At 60.9% G+C, this 15,246-nt stretch carries 12 protein-coding genes; 1 reads left to right on the top strand and 11 read right to left on the bottom strand.

Annotated elements, in window-relative coordinates:
• Positions 1–42: 42 nt before the first annotated feature.
• From J2X71_RS10250 to J2X71_RS10205, 10 genes are all read right to left on the bottom strand, one after another.
• Complete coding sequence (locus J2X71_RS10250; RefSeq protein WP_113319621.1) at positions 43–639, bottom strand: 2-hydroxychromene-2-carboxylate isomerase; 597 nt, start codon at positions 637–639, stop codon at positions 43–45.
• A gap of 38 nt (positions 640–677) precedes the next feature.
• Positions 678–1,715 (bottom strand): LLM class flavin-dependent oxidoreductase, encoded by a 1,038-nt coding sequence (locus tag J2X71_RS10245; protein WP_310381870.1) that lies wholly within the window; start codon positions 1,713–1,715, stop codon positions 678–680.
• A gap of 11 nt (positions 1,716–1,726) precedes the next feature.
• Positions 1,727–2,680 (bottom strand): ABC transporter substrate-binding protein, encoded by a 954-nt coding sequence (locus tag J2X71_RS10240; RefSeq protein WP_405049696.1) that lies wholly within the window; start codon positions 2,678–2,680, stop codon positions 1,727–1,729.
• A 63-nt stretch (positions 2,681–2,743) separates the two neighbouring features.
• On the bottom strand, positions 2,744–3,688 hold the full coding sequence (locus J2X71_RS10235) for an ABC transporter substrate-binding protein (protein WP_113319623.1): 945 nt from the start codon (positions 3,686–3,688) through the stop codon (positions 2,744–2,746).
• Between the two features lie 92 nt (positions 3,689–3,780).
• Entirely contained in the window at positions 3,781–5,559 is a 1,779-nt protein-coding gene (locus J2X71_RS10230) for an amino acid ABC transporter permease/ATP-binding protein (protein ID WP_310381867.1), read from the bottom strand.
• Between the two features lie 38 nt (positions 5,560–5,597).
• Positions 5,598–6,155 carry a GNAT family N-acetyltransferase gene (locus J2X71_RS10225; RefSeq protein ID WP_310381865.1) on the bottom strand — a complete coding sequence of 186 codons (558 nt, stop codon included), beginning with the start codon at positions 6,153–6,155 and terminating at the stop codon, positions 5,598–5,600.
• Positions 6,152–7,351, bottom strand: a complete 1,200-nt coding sequence (locus tag J2X71_RS10220) for a M20 aminoacylase family protein (RefSeq protein WP_310381863.1) — start codon at positions 7,349–7,351, stop codon at positions 6,152–6,154. Before J2X71_RS10220 ends, J2X71_RS10225 begins: the two co-directional genes overlap by 4 nt.
• A gap of 18 nt (positions 7,352–7,369) precedes the next feature.
• The gene (locus J2X71_RS10215; protein WP_113319627.1) at positions 7,370–8,719 is read right to left on the bottom strand and encodes an LLM class flavin-dependent oxidoreductase; all 1,350 of its coding nucleotides are present in this window, start codon (positions 8,717–8,719) and stop codon (positions 7,370–7,372) included.
• Positions 8,720–8,742: 23 nt separating this feature from the next.
• The gene (locus J2X71_RS10210; protein ID WP_310381860.1) at positions 8,743–9,735 is read right to left on the bottom strand and encodes an LLM class flavin-dependent oxidoreductase; all 993 of its coding nucleotides are present in this window, start codon (positions 9,733–9,735) and stop codon (positions 8,743–8,745) included.
• Between the two features lie 443 nt (positions 9,736–10,178).
• A complete protein-coding gene (locus tag J2X71_RS10205) occupies positions 10,179–11,963 on the bottom strand; it encodes an APC family permease (RefSeq protein ID WP_113319629.1) in 1,785 nt (594 codons plus the stop codon).
• A gap of 247 nt (positions 11,964–12,210) precedes the next feature.
• On the opposite strand from J2X71_RS10205, the gene J2X71_RS10200 reads away from it, so the two are divergent.
• Positions 12,211–14,580: a DUF1989 domain-containing protein gene (locus tag J2X71_RS10200; RefSeq protein WP_310381857.1), complete on the top strand. Its 2,370-nt coding sequence runs from the start codon at positions 12,211–12,213 to the stop codon at positions 14,578–14,580.
• 6 nt (positions 14,581–14,586) lie between these two features.
• On the opposite strand, the gene J2X71_RS10195 is transcribed toward J2X71_RS10200, so the two are convergent.
• The gene (locus J2X71_RS10195; protein WP_310381855.1) at positions 14,587–15,186 is read right to left on the bottom strand and encodes a PAS domain-containing protein; all 600 of its coding nucleotides are present in this window, start codon (positions 15,184–15,186) and stop codon (positions 14,587–14,589) included.
• Between the last annotated feature and the right edge of the window lie 60 nt (positions 15,187–15,246).

Genomic DNA, 15,246 nt, shown 5'->3' with positions numbered 1-15,246 from the left:
AGCCCGCCACCGGCTTTTGGCAGAACGCGCTGCGTCAGCCCTTTACGGCTTGTCGCCATAAAGATGGCGTTCGAGGAAGGGGAGATTGTCTTGCCCCCAGTAGAGCTCATCCTCATAGGCAAAAGTTGGGAAACCGAAGACGCCTCTTTCGCGTGCATGAACGCGATCGGCTGCCCATTTCTGCTGGACATCGTCATCGGCCTGCCGTCGCAGCAAGGCCGCGCCATCGAGACCAGCAGCGTTGACGATCGCTTCGCGGATATCAGGCCTGCCGATATCTTTCGCCTCACTCCAGAAGGCATGCTGCAGGGCACGCGTCACGCCGATCCAATCCTGGCCATCGAGATAGGCAGCAATGACGAAGAAGGAGGCCGGTGTCGGATCACTGAGCTCGGGACGATTTTCGAGGATGAGGGTCTTGCCGCGCACCCTCGCCCAGCGCTTGAGATCGCGGATCCAGTAGGCGCGGCGAATTTCCGGGCGATTGCGCGAGAAAATCCCGCCATTCTCTTCGACGACCGTCGTCAGATACGGCTTGATGATGATGTCGTTGTTTACGGCAAGCTCGGCGAAAGCATCCAGACCGATATAGGACCAGGGCGAACTGATGGAGAAAAAGTATTCAACTGATTTCGTCACGGAGAGATTTCCTACAATTCCGGCGTTTGTCGCGCCGCTCACGACGCCGCCCGGAGGGCAATCTTCGTGTTCCAGCCGAGCTCGGGAGCAATGTGGGTGACGAAGTCGTGTAGAATCTGGCGATATTCATCATGCTCGAACTCGTAGGGCAACTCCAGCCTGAGCTCGCTCACATGCGGCAAAATGGGATCGGCAAGAAGGCGCTCGAGGATCTGCTCTGACGGACCAACGAGATCACGGGCAAACAGCGTGCGTCGTTCACCCTGCGGAGATAGCGTGCGCTCATATCGTCCGGCGGCATAGTCTGAGTATCGCTGGCGGGTGGCCGCATCCGCACTGTCAAAGGGCACGATGACCCGACCGAGCGCCACGCGCCGTTCCGCTCCGCCGGAAGCCCGATAGGCTTCGAGCTGACGGGACTGGGCGACGAAAAAGTCATCGGTCTCTTCGCCGGACGTGACATTGCCGATCAGCAGGTTGAAGCCGTTCCGGCCGGCCCATGAGGCCGACCGCAATGAGCCACCGCCATACCAGATGCGATCGATCAGGCCTTTAACGTAGGGCTGCAGTCTCGGGCGCTGGGGTCCAAAGGGCGTCTTGATGAAGGTGTTCTCGTCACCGAGATAGGTCCCCTTCAGATTGTCGGCAAAGCGCAGCACGCGCGCATGCGAGAAATCATGGTTCTGCCAGTCGCCGTCGAAGGAAAGCGGACCGATGAGATCGGCATGCAGCGGCCGGCCGGCGCTCAGGCCCACATTCAGCCTTCCCTTCGATAGAACATCCACGGTAGAGAGATCTTCGGCGAGCCGATAGGGACTTTCGTAACCGATCGGAATGACCGCGGTGCCGAGTTCGATACGGCTGGTGCGTTGAGTAGCGGCCGCCAGGAAGGCGGTCGCCGAGGAAATCCCAGGCTCCAGATGCCGCTGGCGGGCCCAGGCACTGTTAAAGCCCTGCTCTTCACCGAAGTCCAGAAGCTGCAATGTCTTTTCGAGGCCGGAGAGCGGGTCGTCATCCGGGTAGTTGCCGGGTGTCAGGAAGCCGATGTGGCCGATCGCAAGCGCGTTGCCGCTCATCTTGTCCTCACTCAGAATTTCGGCAGGCCGGGCGGGTTCGTCTCGGAGGCAGGCAGTGCCTCCTCCGAAAGCTGCCAGTGCGCAAGGATTTTTGCGTAGGTCCCGTCCTTGATCAGGTCGTTTGTGGCGAGCGTCAGCGTATCGGCAATGCCGCTTCCCGTGCGGGTCGTGATCGCCACGTCCGACCGGTCGGGCCAACCAGCGCTCAGCGTTCCGACCCGTTTGAGGTTCTTGTCGCGGGCGGCGATATAGACGAGTTGGGCATGCGGCTGGACGATGACATCGGCACGGCCTGAGCGTAGCGCCAGAAGGCTCGCTGCCTCGTCGTCATAATATTGCAGCTCGAGCGGCTTGAGACCGGCAGCGACATCCTCATCGCTCCATTTCAGCAGGATGCGTTCCTGATTGGTGCCGGCGCCGACGATGAAGCGCAGTCCTGCCGCATCCTTCGGCTCCTTGATCGAGGTGATCGCACTATCAGCCTTGACGAAGAAGCCATGCAGACCTTTGCGGTAGGTCGAGAAATCGAACTTTTCCTTGCGCTGTTCGGTAACACCGACGTTGGAAATAACAGCATCATATTTGCCTGACGTCAGGCCAAGTGGCCAATCGATCCAGGCAACCGGGACGAGTTCAAGCTGTAGCCCGAGGCTTTCGGCAATGGCGTTCGCGTACTCGGGATCGGCTCCGACGACGGTCTTGGCGTCCGTCGCATAAGTGGCAAGCGGCGGCCCCCCCGGGCTTACGGCAACCGTGAATTTGCCTGATGTGACGAACTTGAAACCCTTCGGAATGGACGCGATCGCCGCCTCGTTGCGCTGAGCGTGCACGCGGTTGGGCTGCTCGGGGCTCAGGTCGAATTCATCAGCCGCGGCCATGCCTGAATAGCAGGTTGTCAGAGATGCGATGGCGGCAATCGATGCGATGCGCAGCCTGGAAAATATCGTCACGAGAGGACTCTCCATAAGAATATATGAACACGGGGACGGACCGGCGCGACCTCCAACGCCGGTCCGTCAGACCATCCTTTACGAACCGCTCTTCGGCAGCCCCGGCGGGTTGGTCTTGGCTTCGTCGATGGCTTCAGCGTTCAGGCTCCAGTGCTTCAGCACTTCGCCGTATCTGCCGTTCTTGATAAGGTCGTTGAGCGCCACGGTGACACCATCGGCAAGGCCGGCGCCCTTCTTCGTCGTAACAGCGATTTCAGCCGTCAGCGGCCAGCCGCCGGAGACGATACCGACGAGCTTGGTGTGCCCCTTGATTGAGGAGCTGTAGGCCTGCGTCGCATTCGGATTGAACTCGACATCCGCACGGCCGGACTGCAGCGCCAGATCAGCTGCGGCACGGTCGTCATAATATTGAACTTCAATCGGCTTCAGGCCGGCGGCGACATTCTGGCGATCCCATTCCAGGATGATCTTCTCCTGATTGGTGCCGGCACCGGTAATCACCTTGAGCCCGGCGACATCCTTCGGTTCTTTGATCTCGCTGATTTTGCTGTCGGACTTGACGTAGAAGCCGAGCACATCCTTGCGATAGGTGGAGAAATCGAACTTCTCCTTGCGCTCCTCCGTCACCGTGACGTTGGAGATGACGGCGTCATACTTGCCGGAGGAGACGCCGAGCGGCCAGTCCGCCCAGGCGACAGAAACGAGGTTCAGCTCAAGGCCGAAGGAATCGGCGAGCAGTTGCGCGAGATCCGGGTCTGCCCCGACCACGGTCGCAGCGTCGGAGGCATAGGTGGCGATCGGCGGATCCCAGGCGTTGACGGCAACGGTAAGCTTGCCCGGCTCAACGAACTTGAAGTTGGGTGCGATGGCCTTGATCGCGGCCTCATCTTTTTCGGCCCGCACGCGGTTCGACGTGTCGGGGCTGAGATTGAATTTCTCGGCTGCCTGCGCCGTGCCGAGGCCGATTGCCGCCAGGGCGACGACTCCGGCAAACAGGTAGTTGGCGCTATTTCTGAATGCCATTTCCCTTCTCCATTTCACCTTAGGGTTGTTGTTCTTTTCATGCCCTCCGGACGCCCGTCGCGGCCGGGATCTGCTGCTGCCTCGCTGCTTTTTCAGAGAACCTTGGCGAGGAATTCGCGTGTGCGGGGGTGTTCCGCGCCATTGAAGATGCGGGCTGGCGAGCCGGCCTCGAGGATATGGCCGCCATCCATGAAGACGACAGTATCGGCAACTTCGCGGGCAAAGCCGATTTCGTGGGTGACGATGATAAGCGTCGTACCCGTGCGCGCCAGTTCCTTGATCACATCAAGGACTTCGCCGACCAGTTCAGGGTCGAGCGCTGATGTCGGCTCATCGAACAAAAGCACCTTCGGACGCAACGCCAGGGCACGGGCAATGGCGACGCGCTGCTGCTGGCCGCCGGAGAGCTGGCGCGGATAGGTATTGATCTTGTCGCCGAGGCCGACGCGGGCAAGCAGCTCCTGCGCAAGTTGCACGGCCTCTTCACGGCTCACGCCACGCACCTGGATCGGCGCTTCGATCAGGTTTTCAAGCACTGTCAGGTGCGGAAAGAGATTGAAGCTTTGGAAGACCATACCGATATCGGCACGCCGCTTGAGGATTTCCTTTTCCTTGAGCTGGTAGAGCACATCACCTTTCTGCTCATATCCGACGAGATCCCCGTCGACCGAGATGAAGCCGGCATCGACGCGCTCCAAGTGGTTGATGGCGCGCAGCAGGGTGGACTTTCCGGAGCCCGAGGGACCGAGAATGGCGGTGACGCTGCCGGCAGGCAGATTGAGGTCGATACCATCGAGCACTTTCAGAGAGCCGAAGCTCTTGGAAATGCCGTGGATGCGCACCGTCCCGCCGGTGCGAAGAACCGCTGCGTCACGGAAGCCGGAGGTACGGGTAAAGTCGCCAGAGATCGCTGCCGTAGGCAAAGGGCGGGCAAAACGCTTGAGGAAAGACTGGAAGGGCAAGGGCTTCGGGTTGCGCAATGCGCCCTTGGCAAAATAGCGCTCGATATAATGCTGGGCGATCGACAGCACCGTCATGATGATGAGGTACCAGACGGTCGCTACCATCAGCAGCGGAATGACTTCGAGGTTACGGCGATAGATGACCTGGACCGTGTAGAACAGTTCCGGCAAGGCAAGCACGTAGACCATGGAGGTCGCCTTGGCGAGACCGATGATCTCATTGAACCCGGTCGGCAGGATCGAACGCATCGCCTGCGGCAGCACGATACGGAATGCCTGACGACGGCGCGAGAGACCGAGCGCCGAAGCGGCTTCAAGTTGCCCCTGATCGACGGACAGAATGCCGCCGCGGACGATCTCGGCGAAGAAGGCCGACTGATTGAGCGTGAGACCGAGGAACGCGGCAGCAAAGGGCGTCAGCAATTGTGTCGTCGGATATTCGAAGAGGACAGTGCCAGTGAACGGCACCCCGAGCTTCACCGTCTCATAGAGATAGCCGAGATTGTTCAGCACCAGCAGCAGAACGATCACGGGGATCGATCGCAGCAGCCAGATGTAGCCCCAGGATAGGCCCGAAAGCAGCGGCGATCTCGAGACACGGGCAAGCGCCAGTGCCGTGCCGAGGAGCGAACCGGAGATCGTTGCCAACAGTGTCAGGAGCAGCGTGCGCCCGAGGCCGGCAAGAACGGGCGCCGCAAAGAACCATTCGGCAAAAACATCCCAGCCCCAGCGCGGATTGGTGAAGGTCGAATAGAGGACGGCGGCAATGACCAGAGCAGCGAACATGGTGCCGGCAACCCGGCCGGGATGCCGCGCCGGGACGATCCTCAGTCGGGAATAATCCTGAAGCGTTCGGTCCCCTGCCCTGCTGCCGGTATCGATGCCGGCATAGTCACTCGTCAGTGCCATCGTATATCCCCTTTTTATGGAGCGTTCTTTGCCTGGATTCAGCGACCTGCTGCTGCCTGTAGTGGCGGGCGATCGGCGTTGGTCGACAGCTGCGGTGCGAGGTGGCGGATATCCTTCTCGAAGGGCAGCGTCTTATAGATTTCCGGGTCGACCTTGGGGTCGAAGAGCGCCGTATAGCCGTAGTTGAGATAGAGGCCGACCGCCTCCGGCTGGCGAAAGCCGGTCGTCAGGTAGACCCGCGAATAGCCTTGGCGGGCGGCCTGCGCTTCCAGTTCCACGAGAACCTTGCGGGCAAGGCCCTGCCGACGTAGGTCAGAGCGTGTCCAGATGCGTTTGAACTCGGCGGTCTGCTCATCATAATATTTGAAAGCGCCGCCGCCGATCGTCTCGCCGCCGCGTACCAGCAGCACGAAACTGCCGACGGGCGGCGCGAAAGCCTCGGGCGGATAGCGGTTGAGCTCTGCCACGGCACCCTCATCGCTGAAATAGTTCCCGTAGCGGCTGTCATATTCGTGGATAAGTTCGTCGATCAGCGGCTTGGCGCGGGGGTCGAGGGGGGAAGTGTAGAGAAACGTGTCGCTCATGTCGTTCGTCACCCGTTGTCGTCAGTGAGGAAGGTCTCGGCAAGCCGCACCCAGTAGCGGGCGGCGGGCGCAATGATCGCGTCGTTGAAATCATAGTGAGCGCTGTGAAGAGGCGCGCTGTCGCCATTGCCGACGAAGAGATAGCTGCCCGGCTTCTCCTGCAGCATGAAGGCGAAATCCTCGCTTGCCGTGCGCGGGCGGAACCCAGCCTCGATCCTTTCCGGCTCGAAAGAGGAGAGCGCGACATCGCGGGCAAAGGCCGTCTCGGCCCGATGGTTGATGAGCGCCGGAAAGCCAAGCCGGTAATCGACCTCGGCCGTTGCCCCGAAGCTCTCAGCTTGGGCTAGGGCAAGCGCCGGCACGCGTTCCTGGAGTTTGTCGCGCACCGCCTGGTTGAAGGCACGCATGGTGAGCTTTAGCTCGACGCTCTCCGGAATGACATTCGACGCTGACCCGGCATGGATGGAGCCGACGGTGACGACGGCCATATCCTGCGGATCGACATTGCGTGAGACGATGCTTTGCAACGCCGTGATGAAGGAAGCCGATGCCAGCACCGGATCGACGGCGCGATGCGGCTCGGCGCCATGTCCACCCTTACCGACGATGCGGATGACCGCCTGGTCGACGGACGCCATGGCGGCATCGGCAACGAAACCGAACTTACCGGCCGGCACGGCCGGCCAATTGTGCAGCCCAAAGACCGCATCGACCGGAAACCGTTCGAACAGGCCTTCCGAGATCATCTTGCGGGCACCGGCGCCGATTTCCTCGGCCGGCTGGAAGATCAGCCGCAACGTACCGCTGAAATTGCCGGCCTCGGCCAGATAGCGCGCAGCGGCAAGCAGGATCGTCGTATGGCCATCGTGGCCGCAGGCATGCATGACACCGGGATTGCTGCTTGCATAGGAAAGGCCTGTCGCCTCCTCGATCGGCAGGGCGTCCATATCGGCTCGGATGGCGATGGAGCGCTTGCCGTTTCCGCGGACCAGGGTGGCGACGATGCCGGTGCCGGCAATGCCCGTCGCCACCTCATAGCCCCAGGAGGAAAGGTGTGATGCCACGAGCTTGCTCGTGCGGCGCTCCTGAAAAGCAAGCTCCGGATATTGGTGAAGGTCGTGGCGCAGCGCGATGAATTCATCGAGATAGGCGGCAATTCCCGTCTCGACCGGATCGTGGCTGCGCGAAGGTTTTGCAATGACGTTCATGGAATTGTCCGCCGCGCCTCAGGCGCTGGCAGCCTTTCCCTGTTCGACCTCACCGGCATCTGTCGCATAGCGGCTCTCGCGGAAAGGCAGCCCCAGATGATCGCGGAGCGTCTCACCCTTCAGTACGGGATCGAAATAGCCGCGCCTTTCGAGGATCGGCAGCACATGGCGGGAAAAATCATCGAAGCCTTCGGCGATGACGGGGAACCCAAGGATGAAACCATCGGCAGCCTCGCCGTCGATCCAGCGGATGATCTCGTTGGCGATATGATCTGCAGTACCGATGAACGCCGTGCGCGGCGTTGCCGCGTCGAGCGCGACATCCCGGAGGGTGAGCCCCTTTTCGCGCGCCGTCTTCTTGATCCTATCCGTCGTGGCGCGGAAATTGTTGCGGCCGATGTCGCCGATATCAGGGAAAGGTTCGTCGAGCGGATAGGCGCTGAAATCGTGATGGTCGAAGAAGCGGCCGAGATAGAGCAGCGCCTCTTCAATGGTGACGAGATTGCGGATCGCCTGATACTTGGCCTCCGCTTCCTCTGCCGTCGCGCCGACGATCGGGCCGATACCGGGATAGACGCCGATCTCTGCGGTCCGTCGCCCTTGCGCGATCGCGCTCTGCTTGAGTTGCTTGTAGAAAGCCTGCGCTTCCTCGATCGGTCCGCCGTTGGTGAAGACCGCGTCGGCATGTTTGCCGGCGAGCCGGATACCGGAATCGGAGGCGCCCGCCTGGAAAACCACCGGCTGGCCCTGTTTCGAGCGGCCGATATTGAGCGGCCCTTCGATGCGGAAGAAGCGCCCCTTGTGGTTCAGCCGGTGCAGTTTGGTCTTGTCGGCGTAGACGCCGCTCTGACGGTCGCGCACGAAGGCATCGTCATCCCAAGAGTCCCAGAGACCCCTGATGGCGTCGATATATTCCTCAGCGATCTCGTAACGCAGCTCGTGCTCGGGATGCTCGCGGCCATAGTTGCGGCCCGAGCCTTCGAGTGGCGAGGTCACGGCATTCCAGCCGGCACGGCCGCCGCTGACGAGGTCGATGGAGGCGAACTGCCGGGCAATCGTGAAGGGATCGCTGTAGGAAGTGGAGACGGTGCCGACTAAGCCGATCTTCGAGGTCGAGGCCGCAAGCGCAGCAAGGATCGTCAGCGGCTCGAACCGGTTGAGGAAGTGCGGGATCGATTGTTCGTTGATATAGAGGCCGTCGGCAACGAAGGCGAAGGCGATGCCTGCTTCTTCGGCCTTGCGCGCCGTCTTGACGAAAAAGTCGAAATTGGTGCTGGCATCGGCCGGGCCGCTTGGATGTTTCCAGGCGTTCATATGGCCGCCCGGGCCCTGCAGCATGATACCGAAAGTGATTTTCTTCTTGGCCATGGGTTCAATCCTCCTGGGGATGGTCAGGCTGCGAGGGAAAGCCGTTCCTTGGCGAGCAACTCGATTGAGGAAAGCCGCTCGGAAGCGGCGAGTGCCGGTGTATCGAGAATGAATTCCTTGACCCCGTAGCGGCGATGCAGCTCGTCCAGTTCCTTGCGGATCTGGGCTGCGGTACCGTGCAGCACGCTCGGCACTTTTTCCTCGATGCGATACTCGGTGACACCGGCCTGCCTTGCGAATTCGGCCGCCTGTTCTTCGCCGCCGACATTCACGGTCTGGCCGTTCGGTAGGAAGACCTTCACAATGCGCAGATTGCCGACGCGCTCGCGCGCCTGTTCCTCGCTGTCGGCTGCGAAGGCAGCCAGCGCCAGAATCGGCCTCTTGCCATCGGAGGCGCGTTCATAAGCTTCGAAGGTCTTGCGCAGGTTCTCTGGATCGCCGTTGAGATGCCCGGCAAAAACCAGCTCCCAGCCTTTCTCGGCGGCAAGCACTGCGCTCTCGACGCTTGCGCCGAGAAGGAAGCGCTCCGGCGCATGAGGCGGAAAGGGCATCGCCTGCGCACCTTCATAGTTGGGATCAGCCGCAAGATAGGTGTTGATGTCGGAAAGCTGGACGGCGAAATCCGGCTTTCTTTCAGGATCGAAAGCCGCCTGAAGAGCCCGTGTCGACAGCGGAAAGCCGCCTGGCGCCTTGCCGACGCCGAGGTCGACGCGGCCGGGCGCAAGCGAGGCGAGAAGATTGAAGGTCTCGGCCACTTTGTAGGCGCTGTAGTGTTGGAGCATCACCCCGCCCGACCCGATGCGAATTTTCGAAGTTCGCGCCAGGAGATAGGCAATCAGTGTTTCCGGCGCAGAGCTCGCCAGATTGGACATATTGTGATGCTCGGCGACCCAGAACCGGTGATAGCCGAGTTCCTCGGCCCGAACCGCCAGCCGCACGCTTGCCTGCAAGGCTTCGCTAGCGCTTTTTCCCTGTTCGATCGGGCTCTTGTCGAGAAGGCTGAGAAAATAGGTCATGCGAAAACGCCTCATCCGGATCCATATTGTCTATAAAAACAGTAGATAATATGGATTATAAGAAATCGCTTTCTCATTTCAGGGCAGCAGCGGGAAAAAGCGTTTGGGAGACGGAATGGAAAAGCGAAGTTCAAAACGCATCTCACCGATAGGCGGATCACGCGCGCCGAGAGCCACGACCGCGACAAGCCGAAAGGGCGAGCAGAGGCCGACCGCCCGGCGATGCAGCACAGGAAGTTATGAATGCTATTTAGGGATTACACAGTGAAAAATGTTTCTCGATCGCTGATCGGGCCGCAGAGCCCCGGCAGGTCCTGACACCACATATATGCATGCAGACCGGCGTCAGCCGTTTCCAACTGACGCCGGTCTGCATGCCTATGGTTTCTCTGCCGGAGCCCAAGCATCAGACAAATCTGTCAGAATACCCGGGCAGACGATCCTCAAGCGGGCAATTGGAAGATCCAGTTGGCGATCAATACGATGGCGAGACCGCCGGCAAGCGCGAGGTATGGCAATATTCCGGCCTTTTTGACACCGAGGTCCTGGCCCACGAGCCCGAGGTCGTCCATGGCGCCGGCCGGGAATTTGCCGCCGTCGCGGACGTAGTGGCGATAGGCGAAAACCGGCAGGATAAGCGCGGCGAAGATGAAGCCGACCCAGAGCGCGTTGGCGTAGCCCCAGACCTTCGCGCCGGCGCCGAGGAAGAGCGCGTTGACGAAGGCAAGCACGGTATTGACGCCGATCAGCCAGGTGGGGGCCTTCCAGGGACGCTCGACATGACCGGAATCGATGCGATGGATCCAGCCGGAATTAAGGTTCAGGAAGTTGAAGATGATGTAACCGACATTGGAGACGGCGAGCACGAAGAAATAGCCGCCAGCATCGGACGCGATCGCCAACAGGAAAAGATTGAAGGCAAAGTCCGTCCACATCGCCCGGGTCGGGGCGCCGTGTTCGTTGACATGGTCGAGATATTTCGGCAGCCAGCCATCCTTCGAGCCCTGGTAGAGCGTGCGCGAGGAGCCTGCCATCGCCGTCATGATGGCGAGGAAAAGCGCCATGATCATCAGCACGACGAGAAGCTGGGTGACGACACGGCCGGCGCCGATCAGTCCGCCGAGTGCTTCGGCGACACCCGTCCCGTCAATGATGCCCGGCGCCAGCATGCCCGCATGACCGAGCACGCCCTGGAAGGCGAAAGGTACGAGGAAGAAGAACAAGCAGCAGGCAAGGCCGGAATAGAAGATCGCCTTGAAGGTATCCGTCTTGGGGTTCTTCAGTTCGCGCGTATAGCAGACCGCAGTCTCGAAACCGTAGGTCGACCAGGCGGCGATATAGAGACCGCCGAGGAACAGCGTCCAGCCGCCATTGCTCCAGGTACCGTCGGTGCCGGCATAGGCCGCCGTTGGCGGAACCAGCCCGGTGACGTTGGCGCTAACGATCTGGCCGCTGATGATCGGATAAAGACCGATGATGAGCAGCGGTACGAGCACGATGATCGCCAGCCATTTCTGGACGCTCGCCGTCTCGGAGATGCCGCGATGCTGGATCGCAAAGATGATCAGCATCAGGATGCCGCCGATGAAGAAGGTGGCGTTGATATTGGCGGTGGCCAGGAAGGGAATGCTGAAGCTGACGAGCGACCAGCTGCGGATCGCCGGCGTCAGCGCGGATACGCCGTCCGCGCTCAGCAGCGCCTTGACCGCATCCTCAGGCGAAGTGCCGGCATGGGCAGCAATATATTCGGCGACGCGGGGGCTATCGGCCGTGATCGAAGCGGCATGCGCGCTGATCCAGGCGAGGACCGCCTGCGAATCCGCTGCCGGGATCGGGAAGAAGGCATTGAGAATATATCCGGCCGCAATGGCGCAGCCGAGCGAAAGCACCGGAGACCAGGCAAACCAGTTACACCAGACGGACAGCGGCGCGATGAATTTCGAATAGCGCAGCCAGGCCGTGGCGCCATAGACCGATGCGCCGCCCGACTTGTTGCCGAACATGCCGGCGATTTCGGCATAGGTGAAGGATTGCAGGAAGCCCATGATCATCGAGATGATCCAGACCACAAAGGCGAGCTTGCCGGTCGTACCTGCAATACCGCCGATGGAGAAGAGAACAAGCGGTGGCACGCCGGCTGCCACCCAAAACGCACCCTTCCAGTCAAGCGCGCGTATAAGTTTACCTTCGGTGCCGGCGGCAACGCCGGCGTCCACGATATCCGTCATCGGTGAAATTCCCCATTCTATTTGTTCGGGACGTAGCTTTGCGTACGTCTCCCTGAACGCGCCTCCCGTGGCATTGCATGGGCTGCCCGGCATTTTCTCGATCCGCGTTCCCGAGCGGATTTCCGAGTCTCGACCCTTTATGCATAGTGAAGATATTTTCTTTTTAGTCAACATCCCTTTACTTTCGGGCGGCATTTTGTCAGCATGATTTGCGTGCCGGAGAGCACATCAATCCCATGAGGACCACATGCGAGATCTCCATCCCGGGATGTCAGGGGTGCGACCGGTATCGGCAAGCATCATCCGCTATCCCGGTATCCCCGCGCTGCCCGAGGGTGTCGAGCGTTACCGCTGCAAGGGCGGTGGATCCCTTGTTGTTCGCGTCGAGGCAGGCGACCACGTCACCCTGATCGACAGCGAAGGTGGACAAGCCTGCGAGCTTTCCTTCCTCGACGAAAATGGCCGGTTTCAATCGACCGGCCTCGGCGCAGCCTTCACCGGCTCGGCCGAAGGACTGAAGGCCATTCTCTCTTCAGGTGATGAGGGCGCCGACCGGACCCGCACGGCGCTTGAGCGACGCGGTGCCGATCTCGCCACGGCAGGTGCGATCCGCATGTTCAGCGAAGCCTCCATTCCGGGCAGCAAGGCGGAGTTTGCGATCACGATGAAGGGTCTGCTGATTGCCGCCGCACCTGCAACGACGATGTCGCCTGACGCGCAGGATACGGCAACGCCGATCGAGATCCGCATCAGGCGCAGCAGGCTGATCCGCGACTATGCCGCCGCCCTCCCTGAGCCGATGGCCGATCCGATCGAGGACATCCGCATCAAGGCAGCGACCGCCTCGGCCTATTTCGTCCGTGCCGGAGAGTTCATCCAGATCATCGATGTCTACGGGAGGCAATGCACCGATTTCCAGGCCTTTGCCGCCCGCAAGGTCGACAAGGGCCTTGATCTTGCGCTCGATTCCACCGTGACCCGCACCCTGCTCGGCCGCAGCTATCCTGCCCCCGGCCTGCCGTCCAAGGCTTTCGACCGCGATTTCGAGCCGTTGGTGGAAGTCGTCCAGGACACGGTCGGCCGCCATGACGCATTCGCGACCGCCTGCAATTCGCGCTACTACGACGACATGGGCTATCCCGGCCATGTCAATTGCACCGATAATTTCAATGCGGCGCTGGCGCCCTACGGCATAGCTGGCCGGAAGGGCTGGGAGGCGCTCAATTATTTCTACAATACGAATATCGACCACAACAACCAGCTCTATCTCGACGAGCCATGGTCGCGGCCGGGCGATTATGTGCTGATGCGGGCGCTGACCGACCTCGTCTGCGTCTCCTCCTCCTGCCCCGACGATATCGATGCGGCCAACGGCTGGGATCCGACCGATATCCACGTGCGCACCTTCTCCGGAAAAGAAAAATTCTCAAGAGCGGTAGCCTATCGCATGACCCCTGACGCCGATGCAGAACTGACGCGGGAAACCGCCTTCCACCCCCGCCTCTCGGCACTGACGCGGGATTACACCGAATATCGCGGCTACTGGCTGCCAAACCGGTTTTCCTCCGCAGGTCCGGTCGAGGAATATTGGGCCTGCCGCGAGAAGGCCGCCGTCATCGACCTGTCGCCGTTGCGCAAATTCGAAGTCACGGGTCCGGATGCCGAGGGACTACTGCAATATTGCCTGACGCGCGATGTGCGCAAACTGTCGACCGGGCAGGTTGTCTATTCCGCCATGTGCTACGAGCACGGCGGCATGATCGACGACGGCACGCTCTTCCGCCTCGGCGACAAGAATTTCCGCTGGATCGGCGGCGACGACTACAGCGGCATATGGCTGCGCGAACAGGCCGAGAAGAAGGGCTTCAAGGCCTGGGTACGCTCTTCGACAGACCAGATGCACAATATCGCCCTGCAGGGACCAAAGAGCCGGGACATCCTCAAGGAGATCATCTGGACGGCGCCACGCCAGCCTGATATCGGCGAGCTCGAATGGTTCCGTTTCACAGTCGGCCGCATCGGTGGCTTTGAAGGCGTCCCTGTCGTCGTCTCGCGTACCGGCTATACCGGCGAACTCGGCTATGAGATCTTCTGTCATCCCAAGGATGCGCTGACCGTCTTCGATGCGGTCTGGAAGGCCGGCGAACCCTATGGGCTGAAGCCGATGGGACTGGAAGCGCTCGACATGGTCCGCATCGAGGCAGGCCTCGTCTTCGCCCATCACGAATTCGACGACCAGACCGATCCCTTCGAGGCCGGCATCGGCTTCACCGTGCCGCTAAAATCCAAGCAGGACGATTTTATCGGCCGCGAGGCGCTCCTGCGCCGCAAGGAGCATCCGCGCCACCTGATGGTCGGTCTCGACATACAGGCGAACGACGCGGTCGGCCACGGCGATTGCGTCCATGTTGGCCGCGCCCAGGTCGGCGTTATCACCAGCGCCACGCGCTCTCCGATCCTCGGCAAGACGATTGCGCTCGCTCGCGTCAACGTCACCCATGCCGCCGTCGGCACGGAGGTTGAGATCGGCAAGCTCGACGGCCAGCAGAAGCGCCTGCCGGCGATCGTGGTGCCGCTGTCGCACTACGATCCGCAGAAGACCCGGCCGCGTTCGTAAAAACCTTTATTCCGCCTTGCGCTGGGCACTGGTGATTGCCCTTGCGGCCTCTTCGGAGGAATTGGCGAGCTGACGCATCTCAGCGGCGAGCACGGCGAAGCCGGAACCCGCCGTCCCCGCCCTTGCCGCCTCGATGCCGGCATTGACGGCGAGCAGCTTCAGGTAGCGCAACGATTGCAGGATCTCGTTGGTCTTCGAGGCGGTGATGCGCATGCCGGCGGTCTGCTCGTCGATGCGCCGGTAGAGTGACTCGATGTTGATAATGCTGCCCTCGAGATAGAGCAGCTCGCCGTTTTCGTCCCAGACGCCTCCGCCCGTCTCCGTCACCCAGACATAATATCCGTCACGGTGGCGGATACGATATTCCATCGTCCAGTCGGTGCGGCTTTCCAGCGCGATGCCGACGACCTCATCCATCAGCGGCACGTCCTCCTCGCACATGATCGAGGTGAAGGTGCGTGTGCTGTTGCCGATGATTTCTTCCGCCGGATAGCCGAAGATGCGTTCGATGCCATCGGTCATCTCCAGCATCGTGTAGTTTTCATCCGCACGGCAGCGATAGAGAAAACCGCTCATGCGGCCGAGAACACTGCTCTGAAAATCCATGAAGACCACGCCTTGAGAAAATGAGTTGCAGATCGGGTTTGCTTCGTCTCATTTCAAACA

It is taken from the genome of Rhizobium sp. 1399 (assembly GCF_031455475.1).
Classification (GTDB): domain Bacteria; phylum Pseudomonadota; class Alphaproteobacteria; order Rhizobiales; family Rhizobiaceae; genus Rhizobium.
Note: the sequence above shows the minus strand (reverse complement) of the source record. Positions and strands in the feature narration are given on the sequence as shown.